Raw genomic sequence first — 13,674 nt, 5'->3', positions numbered from 1 at the left:
GGTCCGTCATCCGCTGGCCTCGACGCCGTCGGCGCGCAGCCGCAGCGTGCGGTCGGCCTGGGCGGCGGCGGCCTCCGAGTGCGTGACGATCAGGCAGCCCGCGCCATGGCGCCGTGCTTGCGCGCACAGCAGGTCGAGCACCCGCTGCGCCGTGGTCGGATCGAGGTTGCCGGTCGGCTCGTCGGCCAGGATCAGCGCCGGCCGGTGCACCAGCGCCCGCGCGATCGCCACCCGCTGCAGCTGCCCGCCGGACAGCTCGCGCGGCCGGCGCTGGCCCAGCGTGCCCAGGCCGACATCCGCCAGCACGCCCTGCACGCGGGCGGCGATCTCGCCCCGGTCGCGCCAGCCCTGCAGCATCAGCGGCAGGCCGATGTTGTCCGCCACGCTCAGGTGCGGCAGCACATGGAAGGCCTGGAACACGAAGCCCAGCGACGCCCGCCGCAGCAGCGCTGCGTCGCGCTCGCTCAGGGCGCCGACGTCGCGGCCGGTGATCTCGACCGTGCCGGTGTCGGCGCGGTCCAGCCCGGCGATGCAGTTCAGCAGCGTGGACTTGCCGACCCCGGATTCCCCCACGAGCGCCACCACCTCGCCGCGCTGCATCGCCAGCTGGACGTTGTGGAAGACGCTCGTCTCGCCGTAGCGCTTGCCGAGGCCGGTGATGCGCAGCAGCGGGGCGTCGGTGTCCGGGGCTGTCATGGTGCTTCCCGTTCGAGCACCGGCATGACCCGCGCCAGCACCGCGCCGACCGGATCGCCCACGTCGCAGGCGATCACCTCGCGCTGCGCCATGCTGCGCAGCCAGGTGATCTGGCGCTTGGCGAGCTGGCGCGTGGCGGCGATGCCCTTCTCCGGCAGTTGCACCGCGGGCCACAGGCCGTCGAGCATTTCCCAGGTCTGCCGGTAGCCGACGCAGCGCATCGACGGCAGCGCCGGGTGCAGATCGCCGCGGGCGCGCAGGCGCTGCACCTCGGCGATCAAACCCTGTTCCAGCATCGCCTCGAAGCGCTGCGCGACGCGGGCGTGCAGCCAGGCCCGGTCGGTCGGCTCCAGTGACAGCAGCGGGAACTCGGGCGCCGCGTCCGGCGTGGCGGCAGCGCGCTCGAAGCGGCCGGTGTGGAAGCTGGAGAGCGGCTGGCCGCTGACCTGCCACACCTCCAGCGCCCGCTGGATGCGCTGCGCGTCGTTGGGCGAGAGCCGCGCGGCGGTGACCGGGTCGATCGCCGCCAGCAGCGCGTGCATCGCCGGCCAGCCGATGGCGCGGGCACGTTCGTCCAGTGCAGCGCGCACGGCGGGGTCGGCCACCGGGAGCGCGTCGATGCCGTCGAACAGCGCCTTGAAATACAGCATCGTGCCGCCCACCAGCAGCGCGCGGGCGCCCCGGGCGTGGATGTCGTCGATCAGCCGGCGCGTGTCGCGCACGAACTCGGCGGCCGAGTAGGCGTCCGTCGGCTCGATCACGTCGACCAGATGGTGCGGCACCTCGGCGCGTTCCGCCGCCGAGGGCTTGGCGGTGCCGATGTCCATGCCGCGGTAGACCAGTGCCGAGTCGACGCTGATGATCTCCACCGGCGGCAGGCCGCGGGCGCGGCAGGCGCGGGCGATGGCCAGCGCGGCGGCAGTCTTGCCGCTGGCGGTCGGGCCGGCCAGAGCGAAGGTGGTCGGCGCCGTCACCGGGCGCCCCCCAGGCGCTGCACCGCCGTCCAGGCGATCAGCGCCACCGCGACCGAGCCGACCGCGATGCCATAGGCCAGCGGGCGGGTCGTGCCGTCCAGCGCGAGGCCGAGCCACTGGCCGACGAAGAAGGCCACCACGGCCAGCACGAACCCCGCCAGCGCCGCGGCCACGCCCGCCTGCTGCGGGAAGGGGCCGACCGCGCCGGTCTGTCCACAGGCCTGGTGCGTGCCGTGGCCGAAGGCATAGAGCAGCTGCGGCACCAGGATGGCCCAGACCGTCTGCACGCCGCCGGCCGCGAGGGCCGCCATCGATAGGCCGCCCGCGAGCGTGAAGACCGCGGCGCGGCGGACGGCCCCCGCCATGCCGTGGCGGACCAGCCAGCGCCGGCAGACGAAGGTGCCGGCGAGGTAGGAGATCGAACTGGTGCTGAGGGCCAGTCCGTACTGCGCGGCGTTCAGCCCGAGCACCTGCATGTAGACAAACGACGATCCGGCCAGGAACACGAACAGCCCGCCATATGTCGCCGCCGACAGCCCCGCCCATGCGCGGAATGTGGGGTGGCGCAGCACGGTGGCCCACGACGCCAGCAGCGGGCCGGGGTGCATCGCCCGCGGGTTGCGCTGGCGGATGGTTTCGGGCAACTGGGTGGCGACGAAGACCAGCGTGCCAAGCCCGATCACGGCCGCGGCGACAAAGGTGGTGCGCCAGCCCAGGTGTCCGGCCAGCCAGCCGCCCAGCAGCGGGCTGGAGATGGCGATCACCCCCAGGCCCGACAGCCCGAGCGACATGATCCGCGCGCCTTCATGCGGCTCGTACAGGTCGCGCACCATCGCCCGCGCCACGACGACCACGCCGGCCATCACCGCGCCTTGCACGATGCGCACCAGCACCAGTGCCTCGATCGTCGTCGCCAGCACCGCCGCCAGGCTGGCCAGCACGTAGACCGCCAATGTGGACAGCAGCACCGGCCGGCGCCCGAAGCGGTCGGCGACCGGCCCGGCCACGAGCTGCCCCAGCCCGAAGGACAGCAGCAGCGCGGCCATCGTCAGCTGCGTGGCGTGCATCGAGGCGTGCAGTTCGGTCTTGATGGCCGGCAGCGCGGGCAGGTAGAGGTCGGTCGTCACCGGCTGCAGGCCGAGCAGCAGGGCCAGCGCGACGGCGGCGATCAGGGCGGAAGGCCGCCGGTGCGCGGCTGTCGTCATGTGGTGGCGCGGCGGCGGACGCGGTCGAGGTAGGCATGCGGGTCGGGCGGCCGGCCGCTGCGCTGCGATTCCCAGAGCATCTCGCCCAGGCAGTCCATCACCTCGTGCTGTGCGGCGTGCAGGTCGCCGCGCTTGGCGGCCAGCAGCTCGACCGCCTGCCGGATGCCGCGCGGCTGGTCGATCGAGACCTGCTCGCTGATGCTCAGGTGCATCGACAGGTGCAGGAAAGGGTTGGTGCGGCCCTCGTCGACCGTGTAGACGGCGGCCAGCGCGGCGGCCAGGTCGGCGAGGTCGGCGTGGTATTCGGGGTGGCGCTCGATCCACTGCGCGGCCAGCGTGTCCATCGCGGACAGCGGCTCACCGGCGCGGTGCTTGCGCCACGCCTCGCAAAAGAAGGTCCGGACGTCGTTCTGGCTGGGTGCAAACATTCCACAATTGTCGCCCGTTCCCGATGTCCCGCGACGCGCCGAGGCTGCCCTGTGATCACTGACCCGATGTTCTTCGCTGCGGCCGTGCCGGCGGTGTTCCTGATGGGGCTGTCCAAGAGTGGCTTCGGGGCCGGCTTCGGCGCGCTGGCGGTGCCGCTGATGGCGCTGACGATCCCGGTGCCGCAGGCGGCGGCGATCATGCTGCCGCTGCTGTGCCTGGCGGATTTTTCCGGGCTGGCGGCGCTGATCCGCCAGGCGGACTGGCGGCTGCTGCGGCTGCTGATCCCGGCGGGGCTGCTGGGCAGCCTGATCGGCTGGGCCTCGTTCGGGCTGATGCCGGTCAAGGCGGTGGCGGGCATCGTCGGGGCGGTGACGCTGCTGTTCGTCGCGCTGCGGCTGTACTTCCCGCCCAAGGCCGACGTGCCCGTGCCGCACCGTGGTCTGGGCTGGCTGCTGGGCGCCGCGTCGGGCTACACCAGCTTCATCGCGCACGCGGGGGCTCCGCCGATCAGCTTCTACATGCTGCCGCTCCGGCTGGAGCCGCTGTGCTTCAGCGGCACGATGGCGGTGTTCTTCACGGTGGTGAACCTGTCGAAGTGGATCCCGTACTGGCAGCTCGGCCTGATCGACCTGACCAACCTCGGCACCTCGCTGGCGCTGGGGCCGGTGGTGCTGGCCGGTGTCTGGACGGGGGTGCGGCTGGCGTCGCGGGTGAAGCCGACGCTGTTCTACCGGCTGGTGATGGCGGGGATGGTGCTGTCGGGGGGGAAGTTGCTGTGGGATGCGTTGCGTTGAGGAGGCTGTCACCTGTCAGGTAAAGCCCCGTCATTTACTGGGCATGGATCGGTCGCAACCGCTACAATTTGGCCAACACGGCCCCTCTCGGTTGAACGCGCTTCGGCGCCTAGACTGCTGAGGGGTTTTTTACTGGCCGTGAGGGTGTGTTTCACCAGTCGCGTGAAGACCAGTCCGGATCGATGCCCATGCCGCGCAGGTTCAGGCCGAGGTGCTGCAGGTCCGGAAACTCCTCGGCCAGCAGCGTCTTGAAGCGGTGGCCCCACTGCGATGCCGGGTTGATGACCTTGAGCAGGTGGTGCGTGATGCACAGCAGCAGGAACGGGCGAGCCCGCAATTGCCCATCGTCGTGGAAGGCTGCCAACGCTGGTACCTCTTCCTTCGGCGGTAGCTTGGGCTGGTCGATCACGTTGCGGTTCCACAATCGGCTGTGGTGAGCGCAGACATTGCGCAGGTAGTTCAGACTGCGCAGCCAGGTCGCGAAGACACGGCCGTTGCTGATGCCGTAGAGGGCTGAGATGTGGTCCTGGTCGGTTTCCTTCATCCCTCCGTACAGCCGCGACAGTGTCCCGAAGTCCCAGACCTCGCAGGCCACCCAGATCGCCAGCGGCAGGCCGTAGCGGCGGCGGTTGTGCTCGATGAACTGTTCGCGGGATCGGTTGATGAGTCGAGCTTGGTTGTCCAGCCAGGCGTGGTGCGGTGTCAGTCCGGTTTGTGCATCAAGGTCGCGCCCGAAGCTGTTGTGGAACAACTCGGGCTTCAGGTAGGCAAACGGATCATGCCGGCCGAGTCGATGCGACACGTCCACCCGCAGCGCCACCTCGATGCGTTCCAGCGCGTCCAGCACGAGCAGACGAAGCTTCTTGTCGAAGACGTACAGATCCACGGCGTTCTGAAAAGAAGCCTCCGGCTTGAACGAGTCCAGCGCCAGCGTTTCGGTCTTGACCTTGGCAGGTTTGCGGCCGGTCGTGGGATCGAGCGGACAGCAGACACCGGAGCGTTCGCGCATGGCGAACCAGTAGCCACTGAGCCGGTAGTAGCCGATTCGCTCCAGATGCTCCAGCGCCTTGTCGCGATCTGTCACGAGCAGGCCGCGCTGTTCGAGCTGAGACAACTGTGCCTCGAAGCTGCACCAAGGCTTGCGATAGACCATTACCCTGCCACCGCCTGCTTCACCAGCGCCTCGGCCAGTTGCGCCTGCTTGGCCCGGCCCGCCGCGATGCGTGCCTTGAGTTGGTCGCACAGGGCGAGGAGTTCGGAGACTTTGGCGACGATGCGGTGTTGTATATCCAGCGCGGGAGTAGAAACCTCAAGCCTACGAATTACATTCAAATGCAGATGTTTCACGCCCACGCCCTTGACGTGTGTATCGTCTAGCCGAAAACACGCTTCCTGCACCGCGAGCTGCAAATAATCAGCAAGAACTTGGGTATGATCAGGTTTTAAAAGTGCGAGACTCTCGAAAATACTGAACGGCTCATCGTCTTTTACTATGACCGCTGTTCCGATAGAGCCACTTTTGGAAAGTAGGATGTCACCTACTTCTGGGTGGCAGCGTTTGGTCAGCTCAATATGTTCAGCCTTACTAATATATCGGCATTCCTGCATGTCAAGAATGCCGGTTCGGACATTTTTGGCGGACAGAAATTTTACGCCCGACGAAACATAAATTGGCGTTTTGTGTGTGCCGTCGGTGATTTTGGTTGTAAGGTCAGCCAAGGGCAAGATTTTTGCTGCATCTTCTTCGCTTTGGGTCAGGTGTCCCTGCATAGCGATGGACATGATGGTTTGGCGTAATGCTGTAATGCTGCTCTCTGTGGAGAATATCGAATAAAACTCCCCCGCCAGCCGCTCCCACCCCGCCTGAAACTCATCCGCATCCCGCGCCTGCGTGAGCCCCTCCAGCAACGCCTGCACCAGTCGGGCGTGCGCGGCCTCGGCGTCCTGCTGCCGCGCTTCCAGCCGGTCGCACAGGGCCATCAGTTCATCGACCTTTTGCTGAGCCGCAATAGGCAACAGAGGAACAGGCACTTCACTGATTTTTGTGACAGTTAGACTGACGTTGGCTGTACCTATCATGCGGCTGACGAGTAACTCGTCTTTGAATGTACTTAAATATGCATGCAGATACCTTGCTGAAAGCTGGCCTGGATCTTTTGGTTGCACGACAGAAAGAATGCTTCCCACAGCGTACTGCCCGTCTTGGAAATGAACGCGTTTGAGGCTGGCATCACCGTGACCAGTTGATGAAACCATCGGAATCATCACGCCTGGGCCTTCGAAATCAAAATGATCCGCGCTTCCCCGTTTCTCCGCTGTCACCACTAATGGGAATATTCCAGATTTTGCATATTTGATCCCTGTCCGACCTTTGGCGATGGATGCTACTGAGCATAATTTTTGCGTCGGTAGTTGCGCCAGTAGGACTTCTAGTGCCGGTTTTGAAGATTCATTGGCTGATTCTTGGGCGGTGTGACTTGAATTTTTCCCCAGAAAACTTCCAGCGACCGTAGCAAACAATGCACGTCTCAAAGCATTGAAATCGCTGCCGGCTGCGAGCACTTCTAATGCCTGTTTTGATTCTGGATTACTCACGGTAAAAACTCCGCCAGCGCAGCCTTCAACTGCCCCTGCAACTCCGCAATCTCCGCCTGAATCCGCCGGTACTCGGCCAGCAGCACCTCCGGGTCGTGGTTTTCCTGCTCGCCGACGTGCGGGTTCTTGCCGTCAAGGTTGAAAACAGGCCAGTACAACTGGTCACCTTGTGCCTGTGCGGCACGGGCTTGGGCGCGCCGCTCGGCACAGCGGGCCTGCAATGACTCGATCTGCTCGGCCCGCGCGTGCTTGCCGTCCAGGCCCGCTTCATCCTTGGAATGCAGCCGCTTGAGTTCGCTCAGATCCTTTTCCAGCTTGGCCGCTTGGCTGTTGAGTTTGCCAGCCTCGTCCCAGTAGGGCTGGGCGGTGGCGCGCGCCTGGGCAATGCGGGTTCCGAAATCGACCTTCCACGACTGCGGCGTCTCCTGCCGGTCGTCCCACCACGCCTCCTCGACCGCAAATTCCTCGATCCGCATCGGCCGCGTCTTGGAATAGTTCTTCACCCCCGCCGGATACGGGTGCTCGTAGAACCACACCTCGGTCGTCGGCGCGCCCTTGGTGAAGAACAGCAGGTTGGTCTTGATCCCGGTGTACGGGTTGAACACCCCATTCGGCAGCCGCACGACGGTGTGCAGGTTGCACTCGGTCAGCAACTTCTCCTTGATCCGGCTCTTGATCCCCTCGCCGAACAGGAAGCCGTCCGGCAGCACCACCGCCGCCCGCCCGCCCGGTTTCAGCAGATGGATGATCAGCACCATGAACAGGTCCGCCGTCTCGCGGGTGCGGAAGGCCGCCGGGAAATTGCTCTCGATGCCGTCCTCCTCCATCCCCCCAAACGGCGGATTGGCGACGATGCAGTCCACCCGGTCCTTCGGCCCCCAGCCGATCAACGGCCGCACCAGCGTGTTGTCATGACGGATCTGGCTTGGCACCTCGATGCCGTGCAGGATCATGTTCGTCGTCGCCAGCAGGTGCGGCAGCGGCTTCTTCTCCACCCCGAAGACGCTGGCCTGCAGCGCCTTCTCGTCCTCGGGCGTCTTCACGTACTGGCGGCGCTTGTGCTCGATGGTGCAGGTCAGGAACCCGCCAGTACCGCAGGCCGGGTCCATCACCGTCTCGCCCAGCTTCGGATCGACCATGCGCACCATGAACTCAGTGACCGGCCGTGGCGTGTAGAACTCCCCCGCGTTGCCCGCGTTCTGCAGGTCGCGCAGCAACTGCTCGTACATGTCGCCGAAGGCGTGCCGCTCCTGCGCCTTGTTGAAGTCCACGCTCTCCTGGATCTTGTTGAGCACCTGCCGCAGCAACTGCCCGGACTTCATGTAGTTGTAGGCGTCCTCGAACACGCCGCGAATCACATGCGCCACCGGCCGCACCACCACGCTGCCGCCGTCGCGGCCCAGGTTCTGCAGCGTCGGGAACAGCTCGGTGTCGATGAAGCTCATCAGCGCCTCGCCGGTCAGCCCCTCCGCATCGGCGGCCCAGTTCCGCCAGCGGTATTCCTTGGGCAGCGGCGAGCGGTAGTCGTCGTCGAGCATCTCCCACTCGGTCTCGCGGTCGTCGAAGACCTTCAGGAACAGCATCCAGACCAACTGGCCGATGCGCTGCGCGTCGCCGTCGACGCCGACGTCCTTGCGCATGATGTCCTGGATGGTTTTGATGGCGGAAGTGATGGACATGGATGGACAGAACCTGGGGCTAAAAAGTAGGGGCGGATGGTAGCGGCAGGCCGCCGAGCAGGGTGGGGCGGCTCAGGCGTAGAGCTGGGCTTCCAGTTCGCGCACGGCCCGCTCGAAGCCACCCTTGCCGCCCAGCGCCTGCATCAGTTCGACCGGCGCGCCGAACCGGGAGAACGGATCGAGCGTCAGGATCCGCCGGTCCTCTATCGGCTCGATGCCAGCGTCGGCGTACTTGTCGAGCAGGGCTTCGAGCACCTGCCGTGCCGTGCCCTCGTACTTGGCGAACAGATCGCGCTTCCGCACGCTGTCGGCGCGCTCGCGGCGTGTCAGCGGCGGCCGGTCGAAGGCGATGTGGCAGACCAGATCGAACGGGTCGAGCGCCGGCCGACCCCGGGCGGTCAGCTCCTCCTGCAGCGCCTCCCAGATCACGCCCTGCGCGGCCAGCTCGTCGATCACCGCCTTCTTCTGGTCGGCGCCGTTCCAGCGGCGCAGGAAGTCGTCGAGCGAGGCGAACTGCCGGTGGACACACGAGCGCGTGTAGTCGCGCAGCGACTCGGTGATGAGCTTGCCGTCCGGGCCGTAGTACTGCACCCGCTCGGACACGACGCTGACGCTCACCGCGCTGCCGGAGACGACGTACTTGACCCGCTTGCCGCCGTTCGGGGCGTCGCCGCCATCGGTGGTCATGAAGTCGCCGCCGGGCAGAGCCTCCTGATCGGACGGCGGGTGGTCCGTGTCGTCCCCGTTCTGCGCCTCGGCTTCCACCGCGTCGGGCGGCACCGGCGATTCGCCGTCACCGGGCGTGTACACCTGCACCGGCTCGCCGTCGAAGGCCGGATCGGCGAACAGCTCGGTCGCTTTCTTGAAGTCCATGATCGTGAACCAGAACTTGCCGTGGTCCTCGTTGATCCGCGTGCCCCGGCCGATGATCTGCTTGAACTCGGTCATCGACTGGATGTGCTGATCCAGCACGATCAGCTTGCAGGTCTGCGCGTCCACCCCGGTCGTCATCAGCTTGCTGGTCGTGGCGATGACGGGCCAGTCGCTTTCCGGGTCGATGAAGTTGTCCAGCTCGGCCTTGCCCTCGACATCGTCGCCGGTGATGCGCATGACGTACTTGCGGTTGCGCCGGACCTGCTCGGGGTTGAGGTTCACCAGCGCCTGCCGCATCCGCTCGGCGTGGTCGATGTCGCTGCAGAACACGATGGTCTTCTGCATCGGGTCGGTGGCGTTCAGGAACTCGGTGAGCTTGCGCGCCACCAGCAGGGTGCGCGCCTCCAGCACCAGCGAGCGGTCCATGTCCTTCAGGTTGTAGATGCGGTCCTCGATCACCTCGCCGCGCTGGTCCCGCATCCCCTTCGGCGGTCGCCAGCCTTGCAGGTCGCGGTCCAGGTCGAAGCGCACCACCTTGTACGGCGCGAGGAAGCCGTCGGCGATGCCCTGCTTCAGGCTGTAGCTGTACACCGGCTCGCCGAAGTAGCCCAGGCTGGAGATGTCGTGGGTCTCCTTGGGCGTCGCGGTCAGGCCGATGTGCGTGGCGCTGCCGAAGTAGTCGAGGATGCGGCGCCAGGCCGAATCCTCGGCGGCGCTGCCCCGGTGGCATTCGTCGATCACCACCAGATCGAAGAACTCGGGCGAGAACTGCCGGTAGAGGTCGCTCGCCTCGTCCGCGCCGGCGACCGCCTGATACAGCGACAGGTAGACCTCGTAGCTCTTGTCGATCTTGCCGCCGGTGATCTTGGTCATCGCCGCGCCGAAGGGCTTGAAGTCGTTGGTGCGGGTCTGGTCGACCAGGATATTGCGGTCGGCGAGGAACAGGATGCGCCGCTTCTGCCCGCTCTTCCACAGCCGCCAGATGATCTGGAAGGCGGTGTAGGTCTTGCCGGTGCCGGTGGCCATCACCAGCAGGAGGCGGTGCTGCCCGCGTGCGACGGCCTCCAGCGTGCGGTTGATGGCGTTGAGCTGGTAGTAGCGCGGCGCGCGGCCGGAGCCGTCGTCGTGGTACGGCGCCAGCGCGCGGGCCTGCTGCTCGGCGTCCAGTCCGCGCCACAGGCACCAGCGCCGCCAGAGCGTGTCCGGGTCGGGGAAGGCGTCCAGGGCCAGCGCGGTTTCCAGCGTGTCCGTTGGCGCGCCGGTGCCGCTGCGGTCGTGGAACAGGAAGCCGCAGCCATTGGTCGAGAACACGAACGGCACCTGCAGCGACTCGGCGTAGTCCAGTGCCTGCTGCATGCCCGCCCCGACCGCCAGCGTGGCCTTCTTCACCTCGATGACCGCGATGGGCTGGTGCGGCTGGTGGTACAGCACGATGTCGGCGCGGCGGCCATTGCCCCGGGTGTGCAGGTTGCCGCGCACGATGACCCGGCCCTTGGTGAAGGTGACCTGCTCGCGGACCTGCCGCTGGATGTCCCACCCGGCCTGCTGCAGGGCCGGGATGATGAACTTGGTGCTGATGTCCTGTTCGGACAGCGTGTGTTTGTCCATGGCCATGGCGTGTCGCCGCTCCCCCGTCTGATTCTTCTGCGCCATGCCTTGGCGGTGCATGGGCGCGGTGGGGGATTCTCGCCGCATGGGGCTGTCTTGCGCTTCTGTGCCGGCCGGGGATGTGCGTGTGATGTTGACCAAACGTGCCCTGATCTGACCCGATCGGACAGAATGACGGCTGGTGCACAGGAGGCATTCATGCAGACACGACAGAGGCCGGACGACAAGGAGCAGCTCTCGCAGGCCGTCCTGCAGGCCGGGTCTGAGGCCGATGCGCCGCAGGGCCTCCTGCTGCACGGCCGCTCGGTGACGGAGGTGTCGCTGGTGGACTTCCTGCAGGCGTCACCGCTGGTCGGTCTGGACGATGTGCTGGTCTTCGAGCGTGACGCCAGTCTGACCCACACCTGCGCCGCACCTGAGAAACAACGATAGAGAGCCTCCCATGACCGCCGAAGTCCGCTACGAACCCCACGCCACGCTCCCCGACGTGGCCGTCGTCACCCTGTCCAATCCGGGCAAGCTCAACGCCGTGAACATCGCGATGTGGCGCGCCCTGCGCGCGGTCTTCGACGGCCTGGCCGAGCGCGAGCCGCTGCTGCGCTGCGTGGTCGTGCGTGGGGAGGGCGGCAGCTTCGTCTCCGGCGGCGACATCGAGGAGTTCCCCGCGTTCCGCTTCGACGAGGCGCGCCTGCGCCATTTCCACGAGGAGATCGTCCACCCGGCGCTCGACGCGATGTACCGCTGCGACATCCCGCTGGTGGCGCAGATCGAGCGGGCCTGCGTCGGCGGCGGGCTGGAGATCGCGTGTCAATGCGACCTGCGCATCGCCGGGCAGTCGAGCCGCTTCGGTGCGCCGATCGCGCGGCTCGGGTTCCCGATGGCGTGTGACGAACTGGCCGGCGTGGCGCGGGTGGCGGGGCTGGCGACTGCCGCCGAGATCCTGCTGGAGGCGCGGCTGCTGGACGCGGAAACCGCGCTGCGCCGCGGGCTGGTCCACCGCGTGGTCTACGACGACGAGGTGGCCGCCGAAGCCGAGGCCACCGCGCAGCGCATCGCCGCTGGTGCGCCCCGCGCCGCGCGGCTGAACAAGCGCGCCCTGCGCCTGGTCGCGCCGCAGTTCCATTTCACCGAAGCGCAGCGCGCCGAACTCGCCGCCTACGCCAGCGGCCCCGACCACCGCGAAGGCATCACCGCCTTCATCGAGAAGCGCAAGCCGAACTTCACCGGCGTCTGATCCCCGCCGGCCCCGTCGGCCCTCCGTCCGTCCCCACCTTCCGCACGACCATGTCCAACGAAAACCTGTTCGCTGCGCTGCGCAGCGCCTTTCCCGCCGACCTCGACGCCGCCGCCATCGAAACCGACAGCGGCCTCGTCTACTCCTGGCGTGACCTGGAACGCGCGACGGCGATGGTGGCGAACCTGCTGCAGTCGCTGGAGATTCCCGCCGGCAGCCGCGTGGCCGCGCACACTGAGAAGTCGGTCGAGGCGCTGGTGCTCTACCTGGCCACGCTGCGCGCCGGCTTCGTCTACCTGCCGCTGAACACGGCCTACCAGCAAGCCGAACTCGACTACTTCATCGGCAACGCCGAGCCGGCGGTGTTCGTCTGCGCGAGCCGGAATTTCCCGTGGATCAGCAAGCTGGCGTTCCAGCAGGGCGTGGCCCATGTCTTCACGCTCGACGACGACCGCACCGGCTCGCTGCTGGAGCGCGCCTCGCACTTCAGCGACCAGCACGCCCCGGCGGTGAAGGCGGCCGACGACCTCGCCGCCATCCTCTACACCTCGGGCACCACCGGCCGCAGCAAGGGCGCGATGCTCAGCCACGGCAACCTGCTGTCGAACGCGCAGGTGCTCAAGGACCACTGGGACTGGCGACCGGGCGACGTGCTGATCCACGCGCTGCCGATCTTCCACGTCCACGGCTTGTTCGTGGCCAGCCACGGCGCGCTGCTCAACGGCTCGACGATGCTGTGGCTGTCGAAGTTCGACCCGAAGGCGGTGGTCGAGCGGCTGCCGCGCGCCACCGTCTTCATGGGCGTGCCGACGCTGTATGTGCGGCTGCTGCAGGAGGCGGGCCTCGACAAGGAGGCGTGCGCGAACATGCGCCTGTTCATCTCCGGCTCGGCGCCGCTGCTGATCGAGACCTTCCGCGACTGGCAGACCCGCACCGGCCACACCATCCTGGAGCGCTACGGCATGAGCGAGACGATCATGCTGACGTCCAACCCCTGCCGCGCCGAGGACGGCGACCGGATCGGCGGCACGGTGGGGCCGGCGCTGCCCGGCGTCGGCGTACGCGTGGTCGATGACGCGGGCGTGCTGCTCCCGGCCGGCGAGATCGGCAACGTGCAGGTGCGCGGCCCGAACGTGTTCGGCGGCTACTGGCGCATGCCGGAGAAGACGGCCGAGGAGTTCACCGCGGATGGATGGTTCAAGACGGGCGATGTCGGCCTGTTCGGCGCCGATGGCCACGGCTACCTCACCATCGTCGGGCGCAGCAAGGATCTCATCATCACCGGCGGCTACAACGTCTACCCGGCCGAGATCGAGGGCTACCTGAACGACATGGACGGGGTGGCGGAGTCGGCGGTGATCGGCGTGCCGCACCCGGATTTTGGCGAGGCGGTGGTCGCGGTGATCGTGCCGAAGGCGGGGGCGGCGCTGGACGCGGACGCGCTGGTGGCGGTGCTCAAGGCGAAGATCGCCAACTACAAGGTGCCCAAGCGCGCCTTCGTCGTCGCCGACCTGCCGCGCAACGCGATGGGCAAGGTGCAGAAGAACCTGCTGCGCGAGGCGCACAAGGCGCTGTTCGCCCGCTGAG

Annotated in this window: 12 protein-coding genes; 4 read left to right on the top strand and 8 right to left on the bottom strand. The window is 67.1% G+C overall.

Going from position 1 to position 13,674, the window contains the following annotated elements; all coding sequences use genetic code 11:
• Positions 1 to 6 precede the first annotated feature (6 nt).
• From U5O44_RS09585 to U5O44_RS09570, 4 genes are read right to left on the bottom strand one after another with little or no spacing between them, the layout of a single operon-like run.
• Positions 7 to 696 (bottom strand): ABC transporter ATP-binding protein, encoded by a 690-nt coding sequence (locus U5O44_RS09585; protein ID WP_322588200.1) that lies wholly within the window; start codon positions 694 to 696, stop codon positions 7 to 9.
• The gene (miaA, locus tag U5O44_RS09580; protein WP_322588199.1) at positions 693 to 1,670 is read right to left on the bottom strand and encodes a tRNA (adenosine(37)-N6)-dimethylallyltransferase MiaA; all 978 of its coding nucleotides are present in this window, start codon (positions 1,668 to 1,670) and stop codon (positions 693 to 695) included. Before miaA ends, U5O44_RS09585 begins: the two co-directional genes overlap by 4 nt.
• Positions 1,667 to 2,875, bottom strand: a complete 1,209-nt coding sequence (locus U5O44_RS09575) for a multidrug effflux MFS transporter (RefSeq protein ID WP_322588198.1) — start codon at positions 2,873 to 2,875, stop codon at positions 1,667 to 1,669. Before U5O44_RS09575 ends, miaA begins: the two co-directional genes overlap by 4 nt.
• On the bottom strand, positions 2,872 to 3,303 hold the full coding sequence (locus tag U5O44_RS09570) for a DUF1841 family protein (protein WP_322588197.1): 432 nt from the start codon (positions 3,301 to 3,303) through the stop codon (positions 2,872 to 2,874). The genes U5O44_RS09575 and U5O44_RS09570 overlap by 4 nt, the downstream gene beginning before the upstream one ends.
• Positions 3,304 to 3,369: 66 nt before the next feature.
• Here U5O44_RS09570 and U5O44_RS09565 point away from each other — a divergent pair, with 66 nt between their 5' ends.
• Positions 3,370 to 4,098 (top strand): sulfite exporter TauE/SafE family protein, encoded by a 729-nt coding sequence (locus U5O44_RS09565; protein ID WP_322588502.1) that lies wholly within the window; start codon positions 3,370 to 3,372, stop codon positions 4,096 to 4,098.
• Positions 4,099 to 4,249: 151 nt separating this feature from the next.
• Here U5O44_RS09565 and U5O44_RS09560 read toward each other — a convergent pair whose 3' ends face one another.
• The 4 genes from U5O44_RS09560 to hsdR form a co-directional block, all read right to left on the bottom strand.
• Positions 4,250 to 5,212, bottom strand: coding sequence for an Abi family protein (locus U5O44_RS09560; RefSeq protein ID WP_322588196.1), 963 nt, complete (start codon positions 5,210 to 5,212; stop codon positions 4,250 to 4,252).
• A 38-nt stretch (positions 5,213 to 5,250) separates the two neighbouring features.
• Positions 5,251 to 6,693 carry a restriction endonuclease subunit S gene (locus U5O44_RS09555; RefSeq protein ID WP_322588195.1) on the bottom strand — a complete coding sequence of 481 codons (1,443 nt, stop codon included), beginning with the start codon at positions 6,691 to 6,693 and terminating at the stop codon, positions 5,251 to 5,253.
• Positions 6,690 to 8,372: a type I restriction-modification system subunit M gene (locus U5O44_RS09550; RefSeq protein ID WP_322588194.1), complete on the bottom strand. Its 1,683-nt coding sequence runs from the start codon at positions 8,370 to 8,372 to the stop codon at positions 6,690 to 6,692. The genes U5O44_RS09555 and U5O44_RS09550 overlap by 4 nt, the downstream gene beginning before the upstream one ends.
• Positions 8,373 to 8,444: 72 nt before the next feature.
• Positions 8,445 to 10,853, bottom strand: a complete 2,409-nt coding sequence (gene hsdR / locus U5O44_RS09545) for an EcoAI/FtnUII family type I restriction enzme subunit R (protein ID WP_322588501.1) — start codon at positions 10,851 to 10,853, stop codon at positions 8,445 to 8,447.
• Positions 10,854 to 11,051: 198 nt separating this feature from the next.
• Here hsdR and U5O44_RS09540 point away from each other — a divergent pair, with 198 nt between their 5' ends.
• Genes U5O44_RS09540 through U5O44_RS09530 form a run of 3 tightly spaced genes read left to right on the top strand, consistent with a single transcriptional unit; the run spans position 11,052 to position 13,673 of the window.
• Complete coding sequence (locus U5O44_RS09540; RefSeq protein ID WP_322588193.1) at positions 11,052 to 11,285, top strand: type II toxin-antitoxin system prevent-host-death family antitoxin; 234 nt, start codon at positions 11,052 to 11,054, stop codon at positions 11,283 to 11,285.
• Between the two features lie 10 nt (positions 11,286 to 11,295).
• Positions 11,296 to 12,087: an enoyl-CoA hydratase/isomerase family protein gene (locus tag U5O44_RS09535; protein ID WP_322588192.1), complete on the top strand. Its 792-nt coding sequence runs from the start codon at positions 11,296 to 11,298 to the stop codon at positions 12,085 to 12,087.
• A gap of 50 nt (positions 12,088 to 12,137) precedes the next feature.
• Positions 12,138 to 13,673: a malonate--CoA ligase gene (locus U5O44_RS09530; RefSeq protein ID WP_322588191.1), complete on the top strand. Its 1,536-nt coding sequence runs from the start codon at positions 12,138 to 12,140 to the stop codon at positions 13,671 to 13,673.
• Position 13,674 lies beyond the last annotated feature (1 nt).

Origin of the sequence: Sphaerotilus sp. (genome assembly GCF_034519685.1) — a bacterium.
In the GTDB taxonomy this organism is placed as follows: Bacteria; Pseudomonadota; Gammaproteobacteria; order Burkholderiales; family Burkholderiaceae_C; genus Sphaerotilus.
Note: the sequence above shows the minus strand (reverse complement) of the source record. Positions and strands in the feature narration are given on the sequence as shown.

What these genes read in the sequence shown, in the direction of transcription:
- U5O44_RS09570 (WP_322588197.1), bottom strand. Translation starts at nt 3,303, where the DNA reads ATGTTTGCACCCAGCCAGAACGACGTCCGGACCTTCTTTTGCGAGGCG.
- U5O44_RS09575 (WP_322588198.1), bottom strand. Translation starts at nt 2,875, where the DNA reads ATGACGACAGCCGCGCACCGGCGGCCTTCCGCCCTGATCGCCGCCGTC.
- U5O44_RS09585 (WP_322588200.1), bottom strand. Translation starts at nt 696, where the DNA reads ATGACAGCCCCGGACACCGACGCCCCGCTGCTGCGCATCACCGGCCTC.
- U5O44_RS09565 (WP_322588502.1), top strand. Translation starts at nt 3,370, where the DNA reads ATGTTCTTCGCTGCGGCCGTGCCGGCGGTGTTCCTGATGGGGCTGTCC.
- U5O44_RS09530 (WP_322588191.1), top strand. Translation starts at nt 12,138, where the DNA reads ATGTCCAACGAAAACCTGTTCGCTGCGCTGCGCAGCGCCTTTCCCGCC.
- hsdR (WP_322588501.1), bottom strand. Translation starts at nt 10,853, where the DNA reads ATGGACAAACACACGCTGTCCGAACAGGACATCAGCACCAAGTTCATC.
- U5O44_RS09550 (WP_322588194.1), bottom strand. Translation starts at nt 8,372, where the DNA reads ATGTCCATCACTTCCGCCATCAAAACCATCCAGGACATCATGCGCAAG.
- U5O44_RS09540 (WP_322588193.1), top strand. Translation starts at nt 11,052, where the DNA reads ATGCAGACACGACAGAGGCCGGACGACAAGGAGCAGCTCTCGCAGGCC.
- U5O44_RS09535 (WP_322588192.1), top strand. Translation starts at nt 11,296, where the DNA reads ATGACCGCCGAAGTCCGCTACGAACCCCACGCCACGCTCCCCGACGTG.